This is a genomic window from Cellulomonas sp. P2_B4, from assembly GCF_056404795.1.
On the sequence record NZ_JBFUDI010000003.1, the window covers coordinates 388384 to 411235 of the forward strand.

The window sequence follows — 22852 nt, forward strand, 5'->3', positions numbered from 1 at the left end:
TTCCTACGCGCTCTCGCGCAGGTTCCGGCGTCGGCCCTCGACCTCGACCAGCTCTGCGTACGCGGCGCGGTAGGCGTCGGGGTCGGCCTCGGCGTCCATGCGCTGGAGCCGTCCGCGCAGCTCGGCGATGTGCCGCGTGAAGCCCATCTCGACCAGGCTGCGCACGACGCCCTTGACGTAGCCGTCGAGCGACGCCGGCCGGTCCTCGGGCAGCGGCGCCACGGCGAGCTCGGTGACCAGCGGCCGAAGGTTCTCGCCGGCCTCCTCGATCACCGCACCCACCCACGCGGTCGCGTTGCCGATCGTCCGGGCGACGACGAGACCGCCCGCGGCCCGGACCGCCTCGTGCACGGCGCGGTAGGCCGGTGCGCCGAACGCGTCGGCGGGCAGGTCGTCGAACTCCTCGGGCACGAGATCGGGGTGCTGGAGGACCACCTCGAGCGCGGTGCGTTCGATCTGCGCGACGGGGTCGCGGCGGTCCGGCTGCGGCATGCGGGCCTGCTGCGGCGCCGGGCGCTCCTCGCGGGTCGGCGTCTGCGGTCGCGGGTCGGCGCCGCGCGACGGCTGCCGGGCCGTCGCCCCCTGGACCGCGCGACGCACCTGCTCCTCGTCGTCGATCCCGAGCCAACCGGTCAGCATGCGGGTGTACTCGGGCCGCAGCCCGGCGTCCCGGATGCCCGCGACCACCGGTGCCGCGGCGCGCAGAGCGCCGATCCGCCCCTCGGCGGTGCGCAGGTCGAAGGTCTCCAGCGTGCTCTTGATGACGAACTCGTAGAGCGGGGTGCGGCCGGCGACCAGGGCGCGCACCGCGTCGGGGCCCTTCGCCTGCCGCAGCTCGCACGGGTCCATGCCCGACTTCTCGACCGCCACGAAGGTCTGCGCGGTGAACGTCTGGTCCTCGCCGAACGCGCGCAGCGCGGCCTTCTGACCTGCGGCGTCACCGTCGAACGTGAAGATGATCTCGCCGCCCACGGAGGCGCCCGAGGCCAGCTGCACTCCCCCGGTCGAGCCGGAGTCACCGACGAGCCGGCGCACGATCCGGGCGTGGTCCGACCCGAAGGCGGTGCCGCAGGTCGCCACGGCGGTGCCGACGCCCGACAGGTGCATGGCCATGACGTCGGTGTAGCCCTCGACGACGACGACCCGCTTGTCGCGCTGCATGTCCTTCTTGGCCAGGTCGATGCCGTACAGGACGTGCGACTTCTTGTAGAGCGCGGTCTCCGGGGTGTTCAGGTACTTGGGTCCCTGGTCCTCGTCGTAGAGCCGGCGCGCACCGAACCCGACCGTCTCGCCGGTCACCTCGCGGATGGGCCACACGAGCCGCCCGCGGAACCGGTCGTAGACGCCGCGCTGCCCCTGGCTGACCAGGCCCGACGCCGTGAGCTCGGCCTCGGTGAACCCTCGGCCGCGCAGGTGCCGCATGAGCGCGTCCCAGCTCTTCGGCGCGTAGCCGACGCCGAAGTCGGCGGCCGCGGTCCGGTCGAAGCCTCGCTCGGACAGGAACGCCCGGCCGGCGGCGGCCTCCGGGGTGCTCAGCTGCTCGCGGAAGAACTCCTCGGACACCTTGTGCGCCTCGATCAGCCGACGACGCTTGCCGGGCTCCTCGCCCGGACGGGGCGCGCCGCCCTCCTCGTACCGCAGCTGGATGCCGACCTTGCCGGCCAGGTACTCGACCGCCTCGGAGAACCCGAGCCCGTCGACCTTCTGCACGAAGTCGATGACGTCGCCGCCCTCGCCGCAGCCGAAGCAGTGGTAGCGGCCGACCTGCGGGCGGACGTGGAACGAGGGCGAGCGTTCGTCGTGGAAGGGGCACAGGCCCTTCATCGATCCGACGCCCGCGGACTTCAGCGTGACGTGCTGCCCGACGATCTCGTCGATGTGGGCACGCTCGCGGACCGCCTCCACGTCCTCCCGTCGGATGCGTCCCGCCACGGGCAGAGTCTAGGCGCGTCCACCGACGTGATCAGACGAAAGCTGCGGGCCCGCCGTGGCGCGGCGGGTGAACCAGGCGGGCGTGCAGCTCGGCGGCCGAGACGTCGGTGAGCGAGGCGACCTGGTCGACGACCACGCGGAGCCGCGCGGCGTCGTCGTCGGCGACCGCCCAGTCGGCGGCGAACGGGGGCTCGAGCGCGATCGGCGCCCGCTCGGACAGCACGTGCACGAGGTCCGTGAGCACCTCGCGCTGGCGGTGGTAGAGCGGTTCGAGCTCGCGCGGGGCCATGACGTAGGCGACCGCGAGGCCCTTGAGCACGAGGATCTCGGCGAGCGTCTCGTGCGGGACGATCAGGTCGGCGCCGTAGCGCGTGAGCGGCCCGGGGCCGTACTCCGCACGCGTCGCCCGCTGGGACGCCTTCGCAAATCGGCCGATCAGCTGGCTGGTCGAGTCCTTCAGGTGGGCCAGCGCCCCGCGCGACCCGTCGAAGCCCTGCCGCCAGAGCTTCGCGGCCACCAGCCGGTCGATGGCGTCCTGGAGCTCGTCGCCGGAGACGGCGTCGCCGTACCAGGTCTGCACGGCCTCGACGACGCGGTCCCGCTCCTGGGGGACGCCGAGCACCTCGAGGTCCAGACGCCCGCCGACGACCGCGTCCTCGACGTCGTGCACCGAGTAGGAGATGTCGTCGGCCAGGTCCATGACCTGCGCCTCGAGGCACTTGCGACCCGCAGGAGCGTCCGAGCGCAGCCACTCGAACACGGGCAGGTCGTCCTCGTAGACGCCGAACTTGTGCGTCGGCCGGCCGCTCGCCTCGCTGATCGGACCCTGCAGGTGCCGCCACGGGTACTTCACGGACGCGTCGAGGGACGCGCGCGTGAGGTTGAGGCCCACCGCGCGTCCGTCGGGTCCGACGACCTTCGGCTCCAGCCGGGTGAGCAGCCGCAGGGTCTGGGCGTTCCCCTCGAAGCCGCCGATCCCCTTGGCCAGCTCGGCCAGCGCCCGCTCGCCGTTGTGCCCGAACGGGGGGTGGCCGAGGTCGTGGGCCAGGCACGCCGTGTCGACGACGTCCGGGTCGCAGCCGAGCGCCTTGCCGATCTCGCGGCCCACCTGCGCGACCTCGAGCGTGTGCGTGAGGCGGGTCCGCACGAAGTCGTCCGACGACGGACCGAGCACCTGGGTCTTGGCGCCCAGCCGCCGGAGGGCGGACGAGTGGACCAGCCGGGCGCGGTCGCGCTCGAACGCCGTCCGTTCGCGGGACTTGGTGCCCTCGCGGACCCAGCGCTCCCGGTCGGCGTCGACGTACCCGTCGACGTCCAGGGCCTGGTCCAGTGCGGTCACGGCGTCAGCCTAACGATCAGGCGCCCACCGGTCGGGCGCCACCCGATCCGTGCCCCAGCGATCAGGCGAGCCGCCAGACCTGGACCCCCGGGCCGTCACCGGGGACGTGCAGGGCGCCGGCAGACACGTCGAGGTCGGCACCCCCGTACAGGTTCTCCGGCAGGCCGTCGGACGCGAGCAGGTGCCGCGGCAGGTCGACGCCCTCCCACGGCGCGCGGGCGACGACCACGAGCACCCGCTCGTCGAGCGTCTCGCGCAGGTAGGCGACGGCGTCGGGCTGCACGACGGCCCACCGCATGCCGCCCTCGCGCAGGGCACGCGAGCCGCGCCGCACCGCGATGAGCGACCGGTAGATCTCGAACGTCCCGGCGTCCCAGCGCGGTCCGCCCCCGGCGTCGATGTCGCGCCAGGGCATCGCGACGCGGGAGTGCTCGCCGTTGGTCCCGGTCAGCCCGCCCTCGTCGCCGGCGAACATGGCCGGGGTGCCGGGGTAGGTGAACAGCAGCCCGGCCGCGAGCTCGACACGTTCCCGCGTGCCGACGACCGTGCGCAGCCGCGCGGTGTCGTGCGAGCCGAGCATGTTCCACTGGTGGGTCGTGATGTTCCACGGGACGGTGGCGTCGAAGTCGCGCATCGTCGCGACCATCGACGCACCGTCGCGGCGCGGGACCGGCACGGGCATGCCGAGGAAGCCGAGCGCGCTGCCGGGGTCCACCAGCCAGGTCCAGACCGGGCGCGTGAATGCCGAGTAGTTCATGTTCGCGTGCCAGCCGCCCGCGGCCAGGTCCAGACCGGCGTCGTGGAAGTGCTCGGCCACCAGCACCGCGTCCGGGTTGATCTCGCGCATCGTCGCGCGGATGGTGCGCGCGACCACGTGCGTGAGGTCGTCGTCGGCGTACCGCCCGGTCATGTTGGCGACGTCGATGCGCCAGCCGTCCAGGTCGAAGGGCGGCGCCAGCCAGCGGCCGATGACGGAGTCCGGACCCTCGACCATCCGGGCCGCGAGCGCGGGGGCGTTGTAGTTCAGCTTCGGCAGCGAGGCGTGCTCGAGCCAGCTGACGTAACCCGGGTCGTCCTGCGACCAGTAGTAGAACTCCGCCTCCTCGCTCGCCCGGTCCCCCAGCGCCCGCGCGAACCACTCGTGCCCGGCGCCCGTGTGGTTGGTCGTCAGGTCGCCGAGGATCCGCATACCCCGCCCGTGGATCGCGCGGCTGAGCGAGGCGAGCGCCTCGTCGCCACCCAGCAGCGGGTCCACGTGGTCGAAGGTGCTCGCGTCGTAGCGGTGGTTCGACCGGCTCGGGAAGACCGGCGTGAGGTAGAGGGTGTCGACGCCCAGCCGCTGCAGATGGTCCAGTCGCGCCTCGACCCCGGGCAGGTCCCCACCGAAGAACTGGGTCGCGGTGCCGGGGCCGGACCCGATCGGCTCGTCGTCCCAGCGGGCCGGCAGGGCCCAGTCCGGGAGCGGTCCGTCGGGCGAGCCGGCGCGTGCGAACCGGTCCGGGAACACCTGGTAGACCACCGACGTGTCCATCCACGACGGCGCGGGATCGTGCACGGTGAGCCGGAAGTCGGCCGCGTCCGGGACGTCCCGCTCGTGCACGCCCCGTCCGTTGAGCCAGCGGTACCCGCCCGGCTCGTCGAGGAGCACGCGGTAGCCCGTGACCGGGTTGTGCACAGGGATGTCGGCGACGTACCAGCGCTCGTGCTCGTCGGACCGTTCGAGCCGCGCCTCGACCATGCGCGGTTCGCCGTCGCGGACGGTGCGCACCCACACGGCCCGCTCCGGACCGGCGGCCGGCACCCTGACCCGCACGGGCACCACCTCGCCGAGGCGTGGCGTGGCACGTCGGACGTAGACCTCCGAACCGTCGTGGTGCGGGAGGCCGAGCAGATGGCTCATCCCTTGACGGACCCCGCGGTCAGACCCCCCACGATGAACCGCTGCAGGAACTGGAACAGCAGGATCACCGGGATGGCGGCGATGACCGCGCCGGCCGCGAACAGGCTCCAGCGCGCCGTACGTTCGTCGGCGGCCCAGGAGTACAGACCGACCGCGAGCGTGTACTTCTCCGGCTGCTGCAGCACCACCTTGGCCAGCAGGAACTCGCCGTACGCGCTCACGAACGACAGCAGGCCGACCACCGCGAGGATCGGCGCGACGAGCCGCAGGATGATCGTGAAGAAGATCCGCACGTGCGAGGCGCCGTCGATCTTGGCAGCCTCGTCGAGCTCGCGCGGGACGGTGTTGAAGAACCCGTACATGAGGAACGTGTTCACGCCGAGCGCGCCGCCGAGATACAGGAAGATCAGGCCGGTATCGCTGTTCAGGCCGAGCACCGGGACCACGTCGCTGAGCGTCTGCAGCAGCAGGAACAGCGCGACGAACGCGAGCATCTGCGGGAACATCTGGATGATCAGCAGGGCGGTCAACGAGCCGTGCCGGCCGCGGAACCGGAACCTCGAGAACGCGTACGCGGCGGCGGCGCCCATGAGCACGGTGCCGATCGCGGTGACGGTGCAGACGTAGATCGAGTTGACGTACCAGCCCGGGTAGTACTGGTCGGAGAACAGGTCCGCGTAGTTGTCGAAGGAGATGTTCCGGAACAGGTCGTTCGACCCGGTGAGCGTGCCGCCCGGGTTGAGCGAGGCCGACAGGACGTACAGCAGCGGCAGGAGGCAGACCAGGATCGTGACGATGCCGACGACGTGACGCCAGCCGATCTCGGTCCACCACCGCGCACCCTTGACCGGGGCGTACTGCTCGAGCGAGGCCTTGGCCATGTCAGAGCTCCTCCAGCTGTCGGGTGCGTCGGAAACCTATGTACGAGATGGTGCCGACGATCAGGAAGATCAGGATCGAGAGCGCGCTCGCCAGGCCGTACTGCTTGAGCCCGCTCTCGAAGGCGACGGAGTACACCATCGAGATCAGCAGGTCCGTGTGGCCGATGACGTACGGGGTGCCGGAGAAGTTCGGGCCGCCGCCGGTCAGCATGTAGATCAGCGTGAAGTTGTTGAAGTTGAACGCGAAGGACGCGATCAGCAACGGCGCCACCGAGATCATCAGCAGCGGCAGCGTGATCGAGCGGAAGATCCGGGTGCGGCCGGCCCCGTCCATCCGCGCCGACTCGGTGACGTCGCCCGGGATCGACTGCAGGGCTCCCGTGCACACGAGGAACATGTACGGGAAGCCGAGCCAGAGGTTCACCCCGATGATCGAGAGCCTGGCCAGCCACTGGTCGGTCAGCCACGGGATCTCGGCGCCGCCCAGCAGGACGTCGTTGATGAACCCGAACCGCGTGTTGAGCATCCCCCTCCACACCAGGGCGGACAGGAACGCAGGGAACGCGTACGGGAGGATCAGCAGCGACCGGTAGATCTTGCGGCCGCGGACGCGCGGGTCGTTGAACACGATCGCGAGGAACAGGCCGAGCGCGAACGTGGTCAGCACCGAGAGGAACGCGAACACGAAGGTCCAGATGAGGATCTGGAAGAACGGGCCCGAGAGGCGTTCGTCGGAGAACATCTTGGTGAAGTTCTCGAAGCCGACCCCGACGCGCCAGCCGGGCGTCAGCGCCGTGCCGTCCTCCGCGCGGAAGTTCCCGTGGTCGTCGGGCGTGTAGACGACGCCCGTCTCCACGTTCGTCATGGTGTCGGCGGCCGCGTCGTACTCCAGGACCGAGGTGTAGACGTACCCGGTCGAGCCGTCCTGCGTGCGCAGGGAACCGTCGTTGGGGTCGTCGGAGAACGGGACGCGCAGCGCGGTGACCTCGGCCTGGCGCTGGGCGATCTCGCCGAACTTGAGGACCGTGTAGTCGGGGATCGCGGTGACGACGCCCGCCTCGACCGTGGCGTCGGGTGCCTCCTCGAGCGGCTGCTCCGCCGTCCCGACCTTGACCGTGTCGCCGTCGACGATCGCGAACCCCAGCTCGTCACCCTGCTCGACGACCGCGAGCTTGTAGGCGGCGGAGCCCTCCACCCGGCGCTCGTTCTGGACGAGGATCGCCTCGACGGCGTCCGCCTTGGTGGAGTTGTGCCCGTCGCCGTAGTTGGTGAACGCGATGTAGCCCGTGTAGGCCATCGCGAACAGCTGGTAGACGAGCAGGAAGAGCAGCCCGGGCAGCAGGTACTTGGCGGGCAGCATCCGGCGGGAGAAGTACACCCAGTTGACGGCGATGAGCGCCAGGACCAGGAAGATCACGATCGCCCACGACTGGACGGCGACCGCCGCGAGGATCCCGTAGACGCCGAGGGCGTCGACCAGAGCGACGAGGATGAGCTTCACGACGAAGCCGGCGGACATGTTGCGGGCGTGGGAGTTGCCCGGGTGCTTGGGCGGGGCGCCGTCGGCGGGACCCGAGGGCGGCGGGGTCATCCCCTGGACGGGGCGCTCCGCGGACTGCTGATCCGTCATCAGGTCCTCTTTGTCGTCAAGGAGACGTGCGCGACGTTGCGCGAGGCGGGCTGGTGGGTCCTACAGGTCGTGCTCAGAGCCTGGCACGCGGTGCCTCGATCGGCTCGGCGGACACTCGCCGGGACCCCTTCGTGAGGGGTCCCGGCGAGCCGATCCGGGTGGACGTCCGTCAGCCGGCGTCGATCGCGTCCTGGATGTTGGTCGTCATGGTGTTCCACGCCGCGGGCGGGTCGGTGGCCTGACCGTTGATGATCTGGGCCTCCGTCTCCGACCAGGACGTCCAGACCGAACCCATCTCGGGGATGGACGGCATCGGCGCACCGGTGGTGGCGGCCTCGGTGAACCCGGCGAGGACCGCGTCGTCGACCTTGTCGGCCGACGCCGTGAGCGCCGGGAGACGTCCGCCGAGCGTGTACAGCTCGGTCTGGACCTTCTCCGTGGTCAGGAAGTTGACGACGAACTGGTTGGCGAGCACGGCGTTCGGGGTCTTCGACGAGATGAAGGCACCCTGCACCCCGACGAACGGCTGCGCGGTCTGGCCACCGGCGCTCGGCACGGGCAGGACGGTCACGTCCATGCCGGCCTCCTTGAACGCCGTGGTGTTCCACGGCCCGGTGATGATGTACGGCGCCTTGCCGTCGAGGAACGCCTGCTTGGCGATGTCGGCGTCGATCGACGGGTCGAGGACCTTCTCCTGGCTCAGCTTCTGCAGGTAGGTGGCGAACGCGTCACCGTTGGGGCCGCCGAGCGAGAGCGTCGTGTTGTACGAGCCGTCGGGGTTGCTGCCGAACACCGGGGCGCCGAAGGAGGTCTGCAGCGGGTACAGGTGGTACGGGTCGCCTGCCGCGCCCTGCTGGACCAGGACCGAGAACTCGGTGCCCGCGCCCTTGGCCTGGGCGACCAGGTCGTCGAACGTCGCGGCCGGGGTGTCGGCGAGGATCTTGTTGTTGCGGACCAGGGCGATGTTCTCGATCGCGTACGGGGTGCCGTACTGCTGACCGTCGTAGGCGAACGCCTGGATGCTCACGGGGTTGAAGCCCGACGCGAGGTCGCCCAGCTCGACGGGTGCGACGACGCCGTTGGTGACGAACTCACCGGTCCAGTCGTGCGCGCCGATGACGACGTCGGGGCCCTTGCCGGTGGGGACCTGGGACACGAAGTCGGTCCGGATGTCCTTCGACAGCTTCTGCACGAGGTTCACCTTGACGCCGGTCTCGGCGGTGAACTCCTCCGTGACGGGCTTCATCACGTCGATGCGGGTCTCGTCGACCCAGATGGTCAGGGTGCCGGCCGCGTCTGCAGTCGAGCTGGACCCCGACGTGCTGTCGTCCCCGCTGTCGTCCGATCCTGAGCAAGCGGTGATGGTCAGCGCCAGGCCGATCATCGCCGCGACGACTGGGATGCTCCGTCGCATCGTCTCTCCAAAAGGTCTGTGGGTGTGCCGCGCGCGGCGGAATCCCACCGACGCTGGCCTGATGGAGCCGACGCTAACGGCGTTGCAACCGGCCTTGCAAGTCGTTACGGTAACTTTCAGGCAACGGTTTCAGCGGGTGGCGCGGATGCTCTCGTTGCTCGTCTCCGACCCTTCGCGAGGCTTTCTGATCACCTACGGACAAGGAGGTCCGGTGTCCCCTACGCTGCCACCCGTGCGTACCCGTCTGACGGACCTGGCCGAGCAGGCCGGCGTCAGCACGGCAACGGTGTCACGGGTCCTCAACGGCAAGCACGGGGTGTCGTCCCAGGCGCGCCAAGCCGTGCTGGCGGCCCTCGACATGCTCGGATACGAGCGGCCGGAGAAGCTGCGGACCCGATCCGCCGGGCTCGTCGGGCTCGTCGTGCCCGAGCTGTCGAACCCCGTCTTCCCGGCGTTCGCGCAGGTGATCGAGTCGATGCTCACCGAGCGCGGGTACACGCCGCTGCTGTGCACGCAGTCGGCGGGCGGCACGACCGAGGACCAGTACGTCGAGATGCTCCTCGAGCACGGCGTGGACGGCATCGTCTTCGTCTCCGGACTGCACGCGGACACCGCGGCCAGCAAGGACCGCTACCACCGGCTACGCAGCCGAGGGATGCCGTTCGTCCTGGTCAACGGATACGCGGAGGGTGTCGACGCACCGTCCGTCTCCACCGACGACACCGCCGCGCTCGACCTCGCGTTCCGCCATCTCGTCTCGCTCGGGCACCGCTCGATCGGCCTGGCGATCGGCCCGGAGCGCTTCGTCCCGTCGGCGCGCAAGCGCAGGGAGTTCGCGGTCAACTTGGAGCGTCACCTCGGCATCGTGGACGCCGGCCCGCACGTGGCCACGTCGTTGTTCACGGTGGAGGGCGGTCAGGCCGGCGCCACCGAGCTCATCGAGTCCGGGCACACCGCGATCATCTGCGGGTCCGACCTCATGGCGCTCGGCGCCATCCGGGCGGCGCGCTCGCGCGGGCTCAGCGTCCCCGCCGACCTGTCGGTCGTGGGCTTCGACGACTCCCCGCTCATCGCGTTCACCGACCCGCCGCTGACCACCGTGCGCCAGCCGGTGCAGGCGATGGGGCACGCGGCCGTGTCCGCCCTCGTCTCCGAGATCAACGGCACGCCCGCCTCGCGCACCGAGCTGACGTTCCACCCAGAGCTGATCGTCCGCGGGTCGACCGGGGCTGCACCGTCCCTGACCTCGGCGACTGTGACCGCACACCTTCCCGCCGTACTCTGACCGGCGCGACGCGCACCACGCGTCCTCTTTCCCGGCAACGGCGCCTCTGACCACCCTTCGAAACGAGGCTCTGCCCGCATGACCACGACCGACCTCCCGCAGCTGATCGTCCACCGCCCCGGGTCCCCCGAGGGCGAGTGGTGGCGCGACGCGGTGATCTACCAGGTCTACCCCCGCTCGTTCGCCGACGCCTCGGGCGACGGCATCGGCGACCTGCCCGGCGTGACCTCCCGCCTCGACCACCTGGCCGAGCTCGGCGTCGACGCCATCTGGCTCTCGCCGTTCTACCGGTCCCCGCAGGCCGACGCCGGCTACGACGTCGCCGACTACCGCCAGGTCGATCCGCTGTTCGGGTCCCTGGCCGACTTCGACGAGCTGCTCGCCCGCGCGCACGGCCTGGGTCTGCGCGTCCTGGTCGACCTCGTGCCCAACCACACGTCCGACGAGCACGTCTGGTTCCAGGCCGCCCTCGCCTCCGAGCCCGGCTCCCCCGAGCGCGCGCGGTACCTGTTCCGCGACGGCCGCGGTGTCTCCGGCGAGCTTCCCCCGAACAACTGGGAGTCGATCTTCGGCGGCGCCGCGTGGACGCGCGTGCCCGACGGCCAGTGGTACCTGCACCTGTTCGACTCCCGCCAGCCCGACCTCGACTGGGAGAACCCGCAGGTCCACGCCGAGTTCGAGGACATCCTGCGCTTCTGGCTCGACCGCGGCGTGGACGGCTTCCGCGTCGATGTCGCGCACGGCATGGTCAAGGAGCCCGGGCTGCCCGACTGGGACGGGCACGTGTCGATGATCGAGGGCACGGACTCCGACGACGCAGAGCCCACCGACGGCAGCTCCGGCGCTGGAAATCGCGGTCCGATGTTCGACCAGGACGGCGTGCACGACATCTACCGGGCCTGGAACCGGGTGCTCGCCACCTACGACGGCGACCGCGCGCTCGTCGCGGAGGCCTGGGTGGACCCGCTGTCGCGGCTGACCCGCTACATCCGGCCCGACGAGATGCAGCAGGCCTTCAACTTCGCGTTCCTCGCGACGCACTGGGACGCGCCCGCCCTGCGCACGGTGATCGAGGCGTCCTACGCGACCGCCGACGCCGTCGGCGCCCCGACCACGTGGGTCCTGTCCAACCACGACGTGGTGCGGCACGCGTCGCGGCTCGGCCTGGCGGAGCCGGGCTCGCGCCCCAACGGCATCGGCCACGGCGACGAGCAGCCCGACGAGGCACTCGGCCTGCGCCGGGCACGTGCCGCCTCGCTGCTCATGCTCGGTCTGCCCGGCTCGGCCTACGTCTACCAGGGCGAGGAGCTCGGCCTCCCCGACCACACCGCGCTCGACGACGACCTGCGCCAGGACCCCGCGTTCTTCCGGACCGGGGGCGCGGAGCGGGGTCGCGACGGCTGCCGGGTTCCCCTGCCGTGGGCGTCGGACCAGCCCGGGTTCGGGTTCTCGCCGACCGGGGTGACCTGGCTGCCGCAGCCCGCCGACTGGGCGTCCTACGCGCTCGACGCGCAGCGCGGTGTGCCCGGCTCGACCTACGAGACCTACCGGTCGGCGCTCGCCCTGCGGCGGTCGTCGGCGCTCGGCTCCGGCGGCCTCGCGTGGGTGCCCGGGCTCGGCGACGACGTCATCGCGTTCACCAACCGGACCGTGCTCGTCGTCGCGAACCTCGGGTCGTCGCCCGTCCCGCTGCCGCCCGGTGCCGAGGTCCTGCTGGCCTCGACCGAGCTCGACGGTGACGAGGTTCCCTCGGACGCCACGGTCTGGGCACGCCTGCCACGATGACGGGCCGGGTGCTGGTCAACGGTCCGGCGTCCTGGAACACGCTCGTCCGGCTGCCGGCACTGCCGGGCGCGGTCTCCCAGACGGTCTTCGCGCAGTCGCACGACGACGGGCTGGGCGGGACGTCGGCGGGCAAGGCCGTGACGCTGGCGGCGCTCGGGGTGGACGTCACGCTGCGGACCGTCCTGGGCGACGATGCGTTCGGAGTGGACGTGCGCTCCGCGCTGTCCGCCGTGCGCCTCGACGTGCTCGAGGCGGTCGATCGACGGACCGAGCGGCACGTCAACCTCATGGCCGACGACGGCGGCCGCGTCTCGATCTACCTCGAGCTGCCGACGCCGGTCCCCGGACCGGTGCCCTCGTTCGACGGGTTCGACGTCGCCGTCCTCGACCTCGCCGACCACAGCCGGCCGCTGCTCGGCGCCGCCCGTGCGGCCGGCGTCCCCGTCTGGTGCGACGTGCACGACGACGACGGGACCGCCTCGTTCCAGCGCGAGTTCGTGGCCGCGGCGGACGTGCTGCTGGTGAGCGCGGCCCGCCTGGCGGACCCGCGTGCGTACCTGGCGGACGCCGTGGCACGAGGCTGCCGGCTCGCGGTCTGCACGCACGGCGCGGCCGGCGCGATCGCGCTCGACGCAGACGGCTGGATCACGGTCGGGACGGCGCCCGCGCGGGTCGTCGACACCAACGGCGCGGGCGACGCGTTCCTCGCGGGCCTCCTGGCCGCGGTCCTCGACGGTCTGCCGACGACGACAGCCCTCGCCCACGGCGCAGCGGCCGGCGCGCTGGCCGTCGGCACGCGCGCGCTCGGGGCCCCGCACGCCACCCGCGACGAGGTCGCGCGCCTGGCGGCCGAGGTGGCGGTCCACCGCGCCTGACGGTCAGCCGCCCGAGACGCTCAGCTCTGCCTCGTGGAGCGCCTTGGCGAACTCCGGGGAGAGCTCGCGCGAGTCGAGCCAGCCGTACGGGAGCAGCGGTCGCTTGGGCGAGCCGGCGCGCCCGCGCTGGCCTTCGGCGCCCGCGCCCGGGTAGCCCTGCTCGAGGTCCAGGCCGGCCAGGAGGTCGTCGAGCTCGGCCATCGTCGACACCAGCCCGAGCGCAGCCCGGGTCTCGCCGCCCACGACGTACCCCTTGAAGTACCAGGCCATGTGCTTGCGCATCTCGCGCAGCGCCTTGCCCTCGTCGCCGAAGTGCTCGACCATCAGCTCGGCATGCCGTCGCACGACCGTCGCGACGTAGCCGAGACCGGGCTTCACGCGCTCGTCGGACCCGGCGAACGCCGCCGCGAGGTCCGCGAACAGCCACGGCCGGCCCTGGCAGCCGCGGCCGACGACGACGCCGTCGCAGCCGGTCTGGGCGACCATCTCGAGCGCGTCCTCGGCCGACCAGATGTCGCCGTTGCCGAGCACGGGGATGTCCGTGACCGTGGCCTTGAGCTGCGCGATGGCGTCCCAGTCGGCGGTGCCCGAGTAGTAGTCGGCGGCGGTGCGGGCGTGCAGCGCGACCGCCGCGACACCGACCTCCTGCGCGACGAGCCCGGCCTCGAGGTAGGTCAGGTGGTCGTCGTCGATCCCCTTGCGCATCTTCACGGTGACCGGCACGCCGTAGGGCGAGGCCGCGTCGACCGCGGCCGTGATGATGGCGCGGAACAGGTCCCGCTTCCAGGGCAGCACCGCTCCCCCGCCGCGGCGGGTGACCTTGGGCACCGGGCAGCCGAAGTTGAGGTCGACGTGGTCGGCGCGGTCCTCGGAGGCGATGAGCCGGACGGCGGCGGCCACCGTCGCGGGGTCGACGCCGTAGACCTGCACCGACCGCGGACGCTCGTCGGGCTCGTGCGAGATGATCCGCATCGACTCCTCGCCGCGCTCGACCAGCGCGCGCGACGTCACCATCTCGGCGACGTACAGACCCGCCCCGGACTCGCGGCACAGGCGCCGGAACGCGGCGTTGGTGACGCCGGCCATGGGGGCCAGGACGACGGGCGTGTCGATGGTGAGCGGGCCGATCTGCAACGGCGGCAGCACGGCGCCCGGGCGCGTGGGTGCCACTGGAGTAGAGACGGTCATGGCTCCATTGTCGCTCAGCCGAGCAACCAGCCGTACTCCTGGGCCAGCCGGACGGCCTCCGCACGGGTCCGGGCGCCCGTCTTGCCCATGGCGGCGGACAGGTAGTTGCGGACCGTGCCCTCGGACAGGAACGTCTCGCGGGCGATGTCGGCGACGGTCCCCCCGGTCGCCGCGACGACCAGGACGTCGCGTTCCCGGTCGGTCAACGGGCTCTGCCCGACGGCCAGCGACTCGACCGCGAGCTCGGGGTCGATGACGCGAAGTCCCTGGTGGACGCGCCGCACGGCGTCGGCGAGCTGGTCGGCCGGGGTGTCCTTGACGACGAATCCGCTGGCACCCGCGTCGAGCGCGTGCCGGACGTACCCGGGGCGGCCGAAGGTGGTGACGATGAGCGACCGGCACGCCGGGTACTGGGTCTTGAGCGCGGCCGCGGCGGCGATCCCGTCGATGCCCGGCATCTCGACGTCGAGCAGGGCGACGTCCGCGTGGTGCGTGCGCGCGGCCTCGACCACCTCGTCGCCGCGGCCCACCTGGGCGACCACCGTGAGGTCGGGCTCGAGGTCGAGCAGGGCGGCGAGCGCTCCGCGGACCAGGGCCTGGTCGTCCGCGAGCAGCAGGCGGATCATCGGGCGTCCTTCGTCGTGACGAGCAGGCGGTACCCGCCCAGGGGGCTGGCGGTCACGGTGACGCGGGCGCGCGCGGCGCGGGCACGTTCGGTCAGCCCGTTCAGCCCGTTGCCCGGGACAGAGTCGACGAGCGCCGGGCCGTAGCCGTCGTCGTCGACGGTCAGGGTGTCGCAGGACATGGTGACGCGGACGCGCGAGGCGGCCGCGTGGCGCAGGACGTTCGTCGTCCCCTCCCGCAGCGCCCACGCGAACAGCTCGCGCAGGTGGTCCGGGACCTCGTCGACGGTGCCCGGGACGTCCGCCTCGATGCCGGCGGCGTCGAACGCCTGCCGCGCACCGGCGAGCTCGCCCGCGAGCGTCACGGCGCGGGTGGCGGTGACCATCCCCCGCACGTCCGCGAGCGCGGCTCGGGCCAGGGCCTGCACCTCGGCGATCTCGGCCCGGGACCGGTCGGCGTCGACGTCGAACAGCTTGCCGGCGAGCTCCGCCTTCACCGAGATGACGGTCAGGGAGTGGCCCAGGATGTCGTGCATGTCGCGGGCGATCCGCTCCCGCTCCCGCTCGACCGCGAGGACCGCGACCTCGTCCTGCGCGAGCTGGAGCTGCCGGTTGCGCAGGACGAGCTGCGTGAAGCCGTAGACCGCGAACGATGCGAGGACGACGGAGATGATCAGGTCGTCGATCGGCTCCCAGCCGGGGATGACGCGCGGCACGACCACGACCACCACCACCGCCAGGACGGCGACGAGCAGCGCCCTCGGGTCCCGCATGAGGAACACGGCCGACACGCAGACGAACACGATCCCGCCGAGCCCCTGCTCCTGGGTCGCCAGGCACGAGAGCGCGACGAGCAGTAGCTGCCCGGTGAGCACCAGCGCGGTCACGGCGTCCGAGGGGACGCGGCCGCGGTGAGGTCCTGCCCGGGTGAGCACCACCCACGCGAAGCTCGCGCCGAGCCCCGCGATCGCGATCAGCGACACCGTGCGCTCGACGCCGGGCGGGCTGTCCCAGGCGACGGACCACGGCTGGAGCAGGAAGACCACCCAGACGACGCCCATGAGCGGCCCGACGACGCGCATGACCTTGCGCACGCGTGGCCGCTCGAGACCGTCCTCGTCGCTCACGAAGGCACTCCGACCGCCCCAGCGCGGCTGCCGCGGGCCGTGGTCCTTCACCTGCCACGACTCCGGGGCGCCCGGGACGTCGCGCACGGCCGACGGACCGCTGTCGACCTCCGCTCTGCGCCTCACGGCGTCCACGGTAGTCGCGCGTTCTGACTCGAACAGACCGTCGGACCGTCTCGTCACACGCGTGCCGTGTCGCGGCGGAACCGCCAGGCCGCGCCGAACCCGAACACCGCGGCCCAGGCGACCACGTTGACGACGGCCCACATGCTGACCCCGTCGCCCGTCAGCGGCGCGCGGACCAGCTCGGCGAGGCCGTAGGTCGGCGTGAACTTGGCGAGCGTCGCGAAGACGCCCTCGCCGAGCGGGACGAACAGGCCACCGGCGAAGGCCAGGAGGGCGAGCGACGGGCCGAGGATCTGCATGACGTTCTCCGACGGCAGCAGGTAGCCCATGAACAGGCCGAACGCGGCGAACACGATCGAGCCGATCCAGGCGAGCGCCAGCGACTCGGCGAGCACCGTGCCGCTGCCGGTCGCACCGGACGCGAGGCCGACGGCGCCGACGACGATCACGGCCACGAGTCCCATCACCATCGCCACGGCGACCTTGGTGAACACGTAGGTGGACGGTCGCAGCGGGGTCAGCCGCAGCTGTCGGGTCCAGCCCTGCGCGCGCTCGACGGAGACGCTCGCGCCGCCGCTCGTCGTGGCGATCATGGCGCCGTAGAGGGCCATCGAGACCATGATGTAGGCGGTCACGTTGGCGTGGCCGACCGACTGCGTCGTGTAGTCGTCGGCGGTACCGAAGAGCAGGAAGAACACCGGCGGCATCACGAGCGTGAAGATGACGGTCCGTCGGTTGCGGACCAGCCGGCGCAGCTCGATCGCCAGGAACTGGCGGTTGATCAGGCCGGTGCGCGGCGCGCGGTCGGCGGTGGTCCGTGTCGCGGTGACGGTGACGGCGCTCATGCGTTGCTCCCAGTGTTCGTCGCGGGACCGGTGTGGTCGCCGGTGAGCGCGAGGAACGCGTCCTCGAGCCCGCGGGCCGTGATCTCGATGTCGGTGGCCTTCGTGGTGGTGAGCAGGTGCCGCGCGACCCCGTCCGAGTCGGACGTGCGGACCAGCAGGCGGTCGCCGCGCAGCTCGACGCCCTGGACGCCCGGCAGTGCCTCCAGCGCGGTCGACTCGGCGCGCGTGATGTCGGGCAGCGACGCGCTCACGAGCCGCCCCGACGCGAGGTTCTTGACCTGGGCCGCCGAGCCGTCGGCGACGATCTTGCCGTGGCTGACCAGCACGATCCTGTCCGCGTAGGCGTCGGCCTCCTCCAGGTAGTGGGTCGCGAACAGGATCGTCCGGCCGCGGGACGCATCGGTCCGCAGCGCGGTCCAGAAGTCGCGACGCCCCTCGACGTCCATCCCGGTGGTCGGCTCGTCCAGGACGATGACGTCGGGGTCGGGCAGCAGGGCCAGCGCGAACCGCAGCCGCTGCTGCTGGCCGCCGGAGCACTTGCCCACGCGGCGGTCGGCGATGTCGGCGATCCCGGCCCGCGTGAGCACCTCCTCGGCGGTCCGCGACGACCGGAAGAACGATCCGGTCAGCTCGACCGTCTCGCCGACCGTCAGGTCCTTGAGCAGGCCGCCGCTCTGCATGACGGCGGAGACGCGGCCCTCGGCGATCGCCCGAGAGGGCTCGAGCCCAAGGACGCTCACGGTGCCGGCGTCCGGTGTCGCGAGGCCGAGAAGCATGTCGATGGTGGTCGTCTTCCCGGCGCCGTTCGGGCCGAGGAAGGCGACGATCTCGCCCGGCGTCACGGCCAGGTCGATCCCGTCGACGGCACGCACGGTGCCGAAGGACTTGTGCAGCCCGCGCAGGTCGATCGCCAGCGGGCCCGACCCGGCCGGGGCCGGGGTGGGGAGCGTGTCGGTGAAGGTCATGACTTGATCCTGGCGACGACGGACGGTGCGCTCCCCCGTCGCGCGTCACCCGTTCGGGATGACGGATGTCACGACTCAACCTGGCGCGTCCCCGCACTGCTGTCCGTCGGCGGCAGGCTCGCCGATTGACGAGACACGACCACGGGCCGGCAGCGCGGCTGGCTGCCGGCCCGTTCTCGTCGGTCGGTCAGGCGCCGATCAGGCGAGCCGCGAGGTAGCCGGTCACCTGGTCGAGCGAGACCCGCTCCTGCGTCATGTCGTCGCGGTGCCGGATGGTGACGGCCTGGTCCTCGAGCGTGTCGAAGTCGACCGTGATGCAGAACGGCGTGCCGATCTCGTCCTGGCGGCGGTAGCGGCGACCGATGGCGCCGGCGTCGTCGAAGTCGACGTTCCAGTTGCGTCGCAGCTCGGCGGCCAGGTCGCGGGCCTTCGGCGACAGGGCCTCGTTGCGCGACAGCGGCAGGACCGCGGCCTTGACCGGCGCCAGTCGCGGGTCGAGCTTGAGCACGGTGCGGACGTCGACGCCGCCCTTGGTGTTGGGCGCCTCGTCCTCGGTGTAGGACTCGACCAGGAACGCCATCAGCGACCGGGTCAGGCCGGCCGCGGGCTCGATGACGTACGGCACGTACCGGGTGTTCGTCGCCTGGTCGAAGTACGACAGGTCCTGGCCGGAGTGCTCGGTGTGCGTCTTGAGGTCGAAGTCGGTGCGGTTGGCGATGCCCTCGAGCTCGCCCCACTCGCTGCCCTGGAAGCCGAACTTGTACTCGATGTCCACCGTGCGCTTCGAGTAGTGCGACAGCTTCTCCTTCGGGTGCTCGAAGTGCCGCAGGTTGTCGCGGGAGATGCCCAGGTCGACGTACCAGTCGGTGCGCGTGTCGATCCAGTACTGGTGCCACTGCTCGTCGGTGCCGGGCTCGACGAAGAACTCCATCTCCATCTGCTCGAACTCGCGCGTGCGGAAGATGAAGTTGCCGGGCGTGATCTCGTTGCGGAACGACTTGCCGATCTGGCCGATGCCGAACGGCGGCTTCTTGCGGGCCGTCGTCGACACGTTGGCGAAGTTCACGAAGATGCCCTGCGCGGTCTCGGGCCGCAGGTAGTGCAGGCCGGACTCGTCCTCGACAGGGCCGAGGTACGTCTTGAGCATCATGTTGAAGTCGCGCGGCTCGGTCCACTGGCCGCGGGTGCCGCAGTTCGGGCAGGCGATGTCGCCCAGGCCGTTCTCGGGCACGCGGCCCTTCTTCTCCTCGAACTCCTCGAGCAGGTGGTCCTCGCGGAACCGCTTGTGGCAGTTCAGGCACTCGGTCAGCGGGTCGGTGAAGACACCGACGTGGCCGGAGGCGACCCAGACCTGACGGGGCAGGATGACCGAGGAGTCCAGGCCGACGATGTCCTCGCGGCTGGTCACCATCGCGCGCCACCACTGGCGCTTGATGTTCTCCTTGAGCTCGACCCCGAGGGGTCCGTAGTCCCAGGCCGACCTCGTACCGCCGTAGATCTCACCGCTGGGGAAGACGAAGCCGCGCCGCTTGGCGAGGGAGACGACAGAGTCCAGGCGGGAAGGTGCCACGTTCGATCACTCCAGGTGGTGGCGCCCGCGGCTGGGTGTCGCGGGCGGACGGACCGCGACGGCGTCGCGGATTGAGCAGCGCTCCAGGCTACCGGCCACGGGCACGCCTCGTTTTGACAATGGTTCTCGATTAAAGTGAGAATGATCCCCATGCTCTCCCGCGCGCCCTGGGTCGCGGCGCTGCTGGTGGTCGTTCCGACCCTGCTCGCCGGCTGCTCGGCCGACGCCACCGAGGGCGTGCGCGACGGGACCGTCGACGTCATGGCGTCGTTCTACCCCCTGCAGTTCGTCGCCGAGCAGGTCGGTGGCGACCGGGTCACGGTGCGCTCCCTGACGCCCCCCGGGGCCGAGCCGCACGACGTCGAGCTCTCCCCCGCGCAGGTCTCCCGGCTCGACCGTGCGGACCTCGTCGTCTACCTCTCCGGCTTCCAGTCCGCCGTCGACGACGCGGTCGCGCTCACGAGCCCGGGCCACGTGATCGACGCGGCGGCGGACACTACGCTGCTCACGCCCGAGGAGGAGCACACGCACGAGGTCGGTTCGGGCGACCCGTTGGCCGACGAGCACGAGCACGGCACCCTCGACCCGCACTTCTGGCTCGACCCGACGCGCATGCCCGCGCTCGTCGACGACGTCGCCGGCACCCTCGCCGAGATCGACCCCGCCGGCGCCTCGCTCTACGCGGCGAACGCGGCCTCGTTGAACGCCCGGTTCACGGAGCTCGACAAGGCGTACGACGCGGGCCTGGCGTCGTGCGCGACCCGCACGTTCGTCACCTCGCACGAGGCGTTCGGCTACCTCGCCGACCGGTACGACCTCGAGCAGGTCGGGATCTCCGGCATCGACCCCGAGGCCGAGCCGTCGCCCGCGCGGCTCGCCGCGGTCGAGCGGTTCGTGCGCGCCGAGGACGTCACGACGATCTTCTTCGAGAGCCTGGTCAGCCCGAAGGTCGCCCGGACCCTTGCCGACGACCTGGGCATCACGGCCGCGGTCCTGGACCCGATCGAGGGTCTCGCGGACCCATCGGACGACTACTTCTCGATAGCCCAGCGGAACCTCGACGCCCTGCGTACAGCCATGGAGTGCTCATGAGCGGCCCTGCGACCAACCCTGTCATCGAGGCGACGGGCCTCGGCGTGACCATCGGCGGCCAGCCGATCCTGGCCGGCATCGACCTGGCCGTCGCCCCCGGCGAGGTGCTCGCGCTGCTCGGCGCCAACGGGTCCGGCAAGTCGACGCTGGTGCGCAGCCTGCTCGGGGTGATGCCCACGACGACCGGGTCGGTGCGCCTGTTCGGTGCCCCGTTGGGCCCGTCGGCCCCCTGGCACCGGATCGGCTACGTGCCCCAGCGCATGCCGGCAGCCTCGGGCGTCCCCGCGACCGCGCTCGAGGTGGTGACGTCCGGGCTCCTGCACGGACGCACGCTCCGCCGCCCACATGGGCACCGGCAGCGTGCGCTCGACGCACTGGCCGACGTCGGCCTGGGTGACCGTTCGCACCAGGCCGTCCAGGAGATGTCCGGCGGCCAGCAGCAGCGGGTCCTGATCGCCCGCGCGCTCGTGCGCCGGCCGGACCTGCTGGTGCTCGACGAGCCCACGTCCGGCATCGACATCCCGACGCAGGCGACGTTCGTCGAGACGGTGAGCCGCCTGCACGACGCGGGCACCACGGTCGTCGTGATCCTGCACGAGCTCGGGCCGTTCGCCCCGCTGATCGACCGGGCCGTGGTCCTGCGGCACGGGCGGGTCGCGCACGACGGTCCCCCGCCCCGCGCCCGCGGCGAGCACGCCGGCGAGTGGCACGACCACACGCACGCGCACTCCGACCCGGAGGAACCGCCGTCCCCGCTCAACGTGGAGGTGTTCCCGTGACCGCGTGGGACCAGGTGGTCGAGCTGCTCAGCTCGCCGCTCATGCAGCGCGCCCTCATCGCCGCGGTGCTCGTCGGCGCGGCCGCGCCCGTCGTCGGCACGTTCCTCGTCCAGCGGCGCATGGCGCTGATGGGCGACGGCATCGGGCACGTCGCCCTCACCGGTGTCGCGGTCGGCTGGCTCGTCGGCAGCTGGGCCGGTCTCGTCCCGCAGGACGCCCTCGCCGTGCCGGGTGCCGTGATCGCGGCGATCATCGGGTCGATCGTCATCGAGCTCGTCCGAGAACGCGGCCGCACCAGTGGCGACCTCGCGCTCGCCCTGATGTTCTACGGCGGGATCGCCGGCGGCGTGCTGCTCATCAAGGTGGCCGGCGGCACCAACGCCAACCTGATCAGCTACCTGTTCGGCTCGATCTCGACCGTGTCGACGACCGACCTGTGGTGGACGGTCGCCCTGGCGGCCCTCGTGCTCGGCGTCGGGCTCGGCCTGCGCACCGCCCTGTTCGCGGTCAGCCACGACGAGGAGTTCGCCCGGGCCAGCGGGCTGCCGGTGCGGTTCCTGTCGATGCTCGTCGCGACGATCGCCGCCCTGACCGTGACGATCGCGATGCGCGTGGTCGGCCTCCTGCTGGTCAGCGCGCTGATGATCGTGCCCGTCGCGATCGCGCAGCTGTACGCACGCTCCTTCGGGCGCACCATGACCGCGGCGAGCATCATCGGCGTCCTGGTCAGCGTCGTCGGCCTGGTGCTCACGTACTGGCAGGACATCCCGCCCGGCGCGACGATCGTCGTCCTGGCGATCCTCGTCTACGGCGTCGGGGCGTCCGTCCGTCCGCTGGTGAGGCGTCCGGTGCCACCGAGGGACCCCCATCCGGACATGGTCGACGACGTCCTGCTGGTCGACGACGCCGTAGTCGATCCGCCGCCCTCACGTACCATCGCGGAGTGAACGTCCGGGACGCGTACCACCTCGGCGGAGTGCCCGTCGGCATCGCGATCCTCGGGCTGTTCGTCATCGTGATGGCCCGCTCGCACGGCACCTACTGGGCCGGCCGCGGCGTCGTCCGCGGCGCCCAGGGCACGCACCAGCTCGAGGCCTCGCCCGGCTGGTGGCACGCCACGATGGACAGGCTCGAGGGCTGGACCAGCACGGACGCGGCGCAGAAGGGCCTCGGACTCGTGCGCCGCTGGGGCGCTCCCGCCGTGTCCCTGGCCTACCTGACCGTCGGTCTGCAGACCGCCATCTTCGCGTCGGCCGGCATCATCAAGATGCCCTACCTGCGGTTCACGCTCGCCTCGATCCCCGGCGCGCTGGTCTGGGCCGTCGTCTGGGCGACCGTCGGCTTCGGCGCGGTCTGGGGCGCGATCAATCTCTTCTCGGCGTCGCCGTGGGCGTTGCTCGCCGCCGTGATCGTCGTGGCGGCCGTGATCGGCGGGCTCGTGTGGTTCCGCCTGTCCCGGCGCGCGCGCACGCCGATCCCGGCCGACCAGACCTGAC

General features: G+C 71.7%; 19 protein-coding genes. 7 read left to right on the forward strand and 12 right to left on the reverse strand.

Annotation, left to right across the window (positions count from 1 at the left end):
* Window positions 1-3: 3 nt before the first annotated feature.
* The 6 genes from dnaG to AC1DZC_RS06795 form a co-directional block, all read right to left on the reverse strand.
* Window positions 4-1932 carry a DNA primase gene (dnaG, locus tag AC1DZC_RS06770; RefSeq protein WP_477042690.1) on the reverse strand — a complete coding sequence of 643 codons (1929 nt, stop codon included), beginning with the start codon at window positions 1930-1932 and terminating at the stop codon, window positions 4-6.
* A 31-nt stretch (window positions 1933-1963) separates the two neighbouring features.
* Window positions 1964-3262: a deoxyguanosinetriphosphate triphosphohydrolase gene (locus AC1DZC_RS06775; protein WP_477038095.1), complete on the reverse strand. Its 1299-nt coding sequence runs from the start codon at window positions 3260-3262 to the stop codon at window positions 1964-1966.
* Between the two features lie 70 nt (window positions 3263-3332).
* On the reverse strand, window positions 3333-5171 hold the full coding sequence (locus tag AC1DZC_RS06780; protein ID WP_477042691.1) for a glycoside hydrolase family 13 protein: 1839 nt from the start codon (window positions 5169-5171) through the stop codon (window positions 3333-3335).
* The gene (locus AC1DZC_RS06785; RefSeq protein ID WP_477037902.1) at window positions 5168-6052 is read right to left on the reverse strand and encodes a sugar ABC transporter permease; all 885 of its coding nucleotides are present in this window, start codon (window positions 6050-6052) and stop codon (window positions 5168-5170) included. The genes AC1DZC_RS06780 and AC1DZC_RS06785 overlap by 4 nt, the downstream gene beginning before the upstream one ends.
* Before the next feature lies 1 nt (window position 6053).
* Complete coding sequence (locus tag AC1DZC_RS06790; protein WP_477037903.1) at window positions 6054-7682, reverse strand: ABC transporter permease subunit; 1629 nt, start codon at window positions 7680-7682, stop codon at window positions 6054-6056.
* Between the two features lie 169 nt (window positions 7683-7851).
* Entirely contained in the window at window positions 7852-9096 is a 1245-nt protein-coding gene (locus AC1DZC_RS06795) for a sugar ABC transporter substrate-binding protein (protein ID WP_477037904.1), read from the reverse strand.
* 232 nt (window positions 9097-9328) lie between these two features.
* On the opposite strand from AC1DZC_RS06795, the gene AC1DZC_RS06800 reads away from it, so the two are divergent.
* From AC1DZC_RS06800 to AC1DZC_RS06810, 3 genes are all read left to right on the forward strand, one after another.
* Window positions 9329-10381, forward strand: coding sequence for a LacI family DNA-binding transcriptional regulator (locus AC1DZC_RS06800; RefSeq protein ID WP_477042692.1), 1053 nt, complete (start codon window positions 9329-9331; stop codon window positions 10379-10381).
* Window positions 10382-10459: 78 nt separating this feature from the next.
* The gene (locus tag AC1DZC_RS06805) at window positions 10460-12166 is read left to right on the forward strand and encodes a glycoside hydrolase family 13 protein (RefSeq protein ID WP_477042693.1); all 1707 of its coding nucleotides are present in this window, start codon (window positions 10460-10462) and stop codon (window positions 12164-12166) included.
* Window positions 12163-13041 carry a carbohydrate kinase family protein gene (locus tag AC1DZC_RS06810; RefSeq protein ID WP_477042694.1) on the forward strand — a complete coding sequence of 293 codons (879 nt, stop codon included), beginning with the start codon at window positions 12163-12165 and terminating at the stop codon, window positions 13039-13041. Before AC1DZC_RS06805 ends, AC1DZC_RS06810 begins: the two co-directional genes overlap by 4 nt.
* Window positions 13042-13044: 3 nt before the next feature.
* On the opposite strand, the gene dusB is transcribed toward AC1DZC_RS06810, so the two are convergent.
* The 6 genes from dusB to AC1DZC_RS06840 all read right to left on the reverse strand — a co-directional run bounded on the left by dusB (window position 13045) and on the right by AC1DZC_RS06840 (window position 19485).
* Window positions 13045-14229: a tRNA dihydrouridine synthase DusB gene (dusB, locus tag AC1DZC_RS06815; protein WP_477042695.1), complete on the reverse strand. Its 1185-nt coding sequence runs from the start codon at window positions 14227-14229 to the stop codon at window positions 13045-13047.
* Between the two features lie 14 nt (window positions 14230-14243).
* Window positions 14244-14855, reverse strand: a complete 612-nt coding sequence (locus AC1DZC_RS06820) for a response regulator transcription factor (protein ID WP_477042696.1) — start codon at window positions 14853-14855, stop codon at window positions 14244-14246.
* The gene (locus tag AC1DZC_RS06825; protein ID WP_477042697.1) at window positions 14852-16105 is read right to left on the reverse strand and encodes a sensor histidine kinase; all 1254 of its coding nucleotides are present in this window, start codon (window positions 16103-16105) and stop codon (window positions 14852-14854) included. Before AC1DZC_RS06825 ends, AC1DZC_RS06820 begins: the two co-directional genes overlap by 4 nt.
* 53 nt (window positions 16106-16158) lie before the next feature.
* Window positions 16159-16950, reverse strand: coding sequence for an ABC transporter permease (locus AC1DZC_RS06830; RefSeq protein WP_477042698.1), 792 nt, complete (start codon window positions 16948-16950; stop codon window positions 16159-16161).
* Window positions 16947-17915, reverse strand: a complete 969-nt coding sequence (locus AC1DZC_RS06835; protein ID WP_477037912.1) for an ABC transporter ATP-binding protein — start codon at window positions 17913-17915, stop codon at window positions 16947-16949. The genes AC1DZC_RS06830 and AC1DZC_RS06835 overlap by 4 nt, the downstream gene beginning before the upstream one ends.
* Before the next feature lie 187 nt (window positions 17916-18102).
* A complete protein-coding gene (locus AC1DZC_RS06840; RefSeq protein WP_477042699.1) occupies window positions 18103-19485 on the reverse strand; it encodes a glycine--tRNA ligase in 1383 nt (460 codons plus the stop codon).
* A 150-nt stretch (window positions 19486-19635) separates the two neighbouring features.
* Between AC1DZC_RS06840 and AC1DZC_RS06845 the strand changes: the two genes are divergently transcribed.
* The 4 genes from AC1DZC_RS06845 to AC1DZC_RS06860 are packed head-to-tail and all read left to right on the forward strand — an operon-like array spanning window position 19636 to window position 22851.
* Window positions 19636-20577 (forward strand): metal ABC transporter substrate-binding protein, encoded by a 942-nt coding sequence (locus AC1DZC_RS06845; protein ID WP_477042700.1) that lies wholly within the window; start codon window positions 19636-19638, stop codon window positions 20575-20577.
* Window positions 20574-21356 (forward strand): metal ABC transporter ATP-binding protein, encoded by a 783-nt coding sequence (locus AC1DZC_RS06850; protein ID WP_477042701.1) that lies wholly within the window; start codon window positions 20574-20576, stop codon window positions 21354-21356. The genes AC1DZC_RS06845 and AC1DZC_RS06850 overlap by 4 nt, the downstream gene beginning before the upstream one ends.
* Window positions 21353-22303 (forward strand): metal ABC transporter permease, encoded by a 951-nt coding sequence (locus AC1DZC_RS06855; RefSeq protein WP_477037916.1) that lies wholly within the window; start codon window positions 21353-21355, stop codon window positions 22301-22303. The genes AC1DZC_RS06850 and AC1DZC_RS06855 overlap by 4 nt, the downstream gene beginning before the upstream one ends.
* The gene (locus AC1DZC_RS06860; protein ID WP_477037917.1) at window positions 22300-22851 is read left to right on the forward strand and encodes a DedA family protein; all 552 of its coding nucleotides are present in this window, start codon (window positions 22300-22302) and stop codon (window positions 22849-22851) included. The genes AC1DZC_RS06855 and AC1DZC_RS06860 overlap by 4 nt, the downstream gene beginning before the upstream one ends.
* Window position 22852 lies beyond the last annotated feature (1 nt).

Excerpts from the sequence above, each read along its gene's own strand:
- AC1DZC_RS06780 (WP_477042691.1), bottom strand. The coding sequence starts at position 5,171 with ATGAGCCATCTGCTCGGCCTCCCGCACCACGACGGTTCGGAGGTCTAC.
- AC1DZC_RS06785 (WP_477037902.1), bottom strand. The coding sequence starts at position 6,052 with ATGGCCAAGGCCTCGCTCGAGCAGTACGCCCCGGTCAAGGGTGCGCGG.
- AC1DZC_RS06790 (WP_477037903.1), bottom strand. The coding sequence starts at position 7,682 with ATGACGGATCAGCAGTCCGCGGAGCGCCCCGTCCAGGGGATGACCCCG.
- AC1DZC_RS06795 (WP_477037904.1), bottom strand. The coding sequence starts at position 9,096 with ATGCGACGGAGCATCCCAGTCGTCGCGGCGATGATCGGCCTGGCGCTG.
- AC1DZC_RS06805 (WP_477042693.1), top strand. The coding sequence starts at position 10,460 with ATGACCACGACCGACCTCCCGCAGCTGATCGTCCACCGCCCCGGGTCC.
- AC1DZC_RS06810 (WP_477042694.1), top strand. The coding sequence starts at position 12,163 with ATGACGGGCCGGGTGCTGGTCAACGGTCCGGCGTCCTGGAACACGCTC.
- dusB (WP_477042695.1), bottom strand. The coding sequence starts at position 14,229 with ATGACCGTCTCTACTCCAGTGGCACCCACGCGCCCGGGCGCCGTGCTG.
- AC1DZC_RS06820 (WP_477042696.1), bottom strand. The coding sequence starts at position 14,855 with ATGATCCGCCTGCTGCTCGCGGACGACCAGGCCCTGGTCCGCGGAGCG.
- AC1DZC_RS06830 (WP_477042698.1), bottom strand. The coding sequence starts at position 16,950 with ATGAGCGCCGTCACCGTCACCGCGACACGGACCACCGCCGACCGCGCG.
- AC1DZC_RS06835 (WP_477037912.1), bottom strand. The coding sequence starts at position 17,915 with ATGACCTTCACCGACACGCTCCCCACCCCGGCCCCGGCCGGGTCGGGC.
- AC1DZC_RS06845 (WP_477042700.1), top strand. The coding sequence starts at position 19,636 with ATGCTCTCCCGCGCGCCCTGGGTCGCGGCGCTGCTGGTGGTCGTTCCG.
- AC1DZC_RS06850 (WP_477042701.1), top strand. The coding sequence starts at position 20,574 with ATGAGCGGCCCTGCGACCAACCCTGTCATCGAGGCGACGGGCCTCGGC.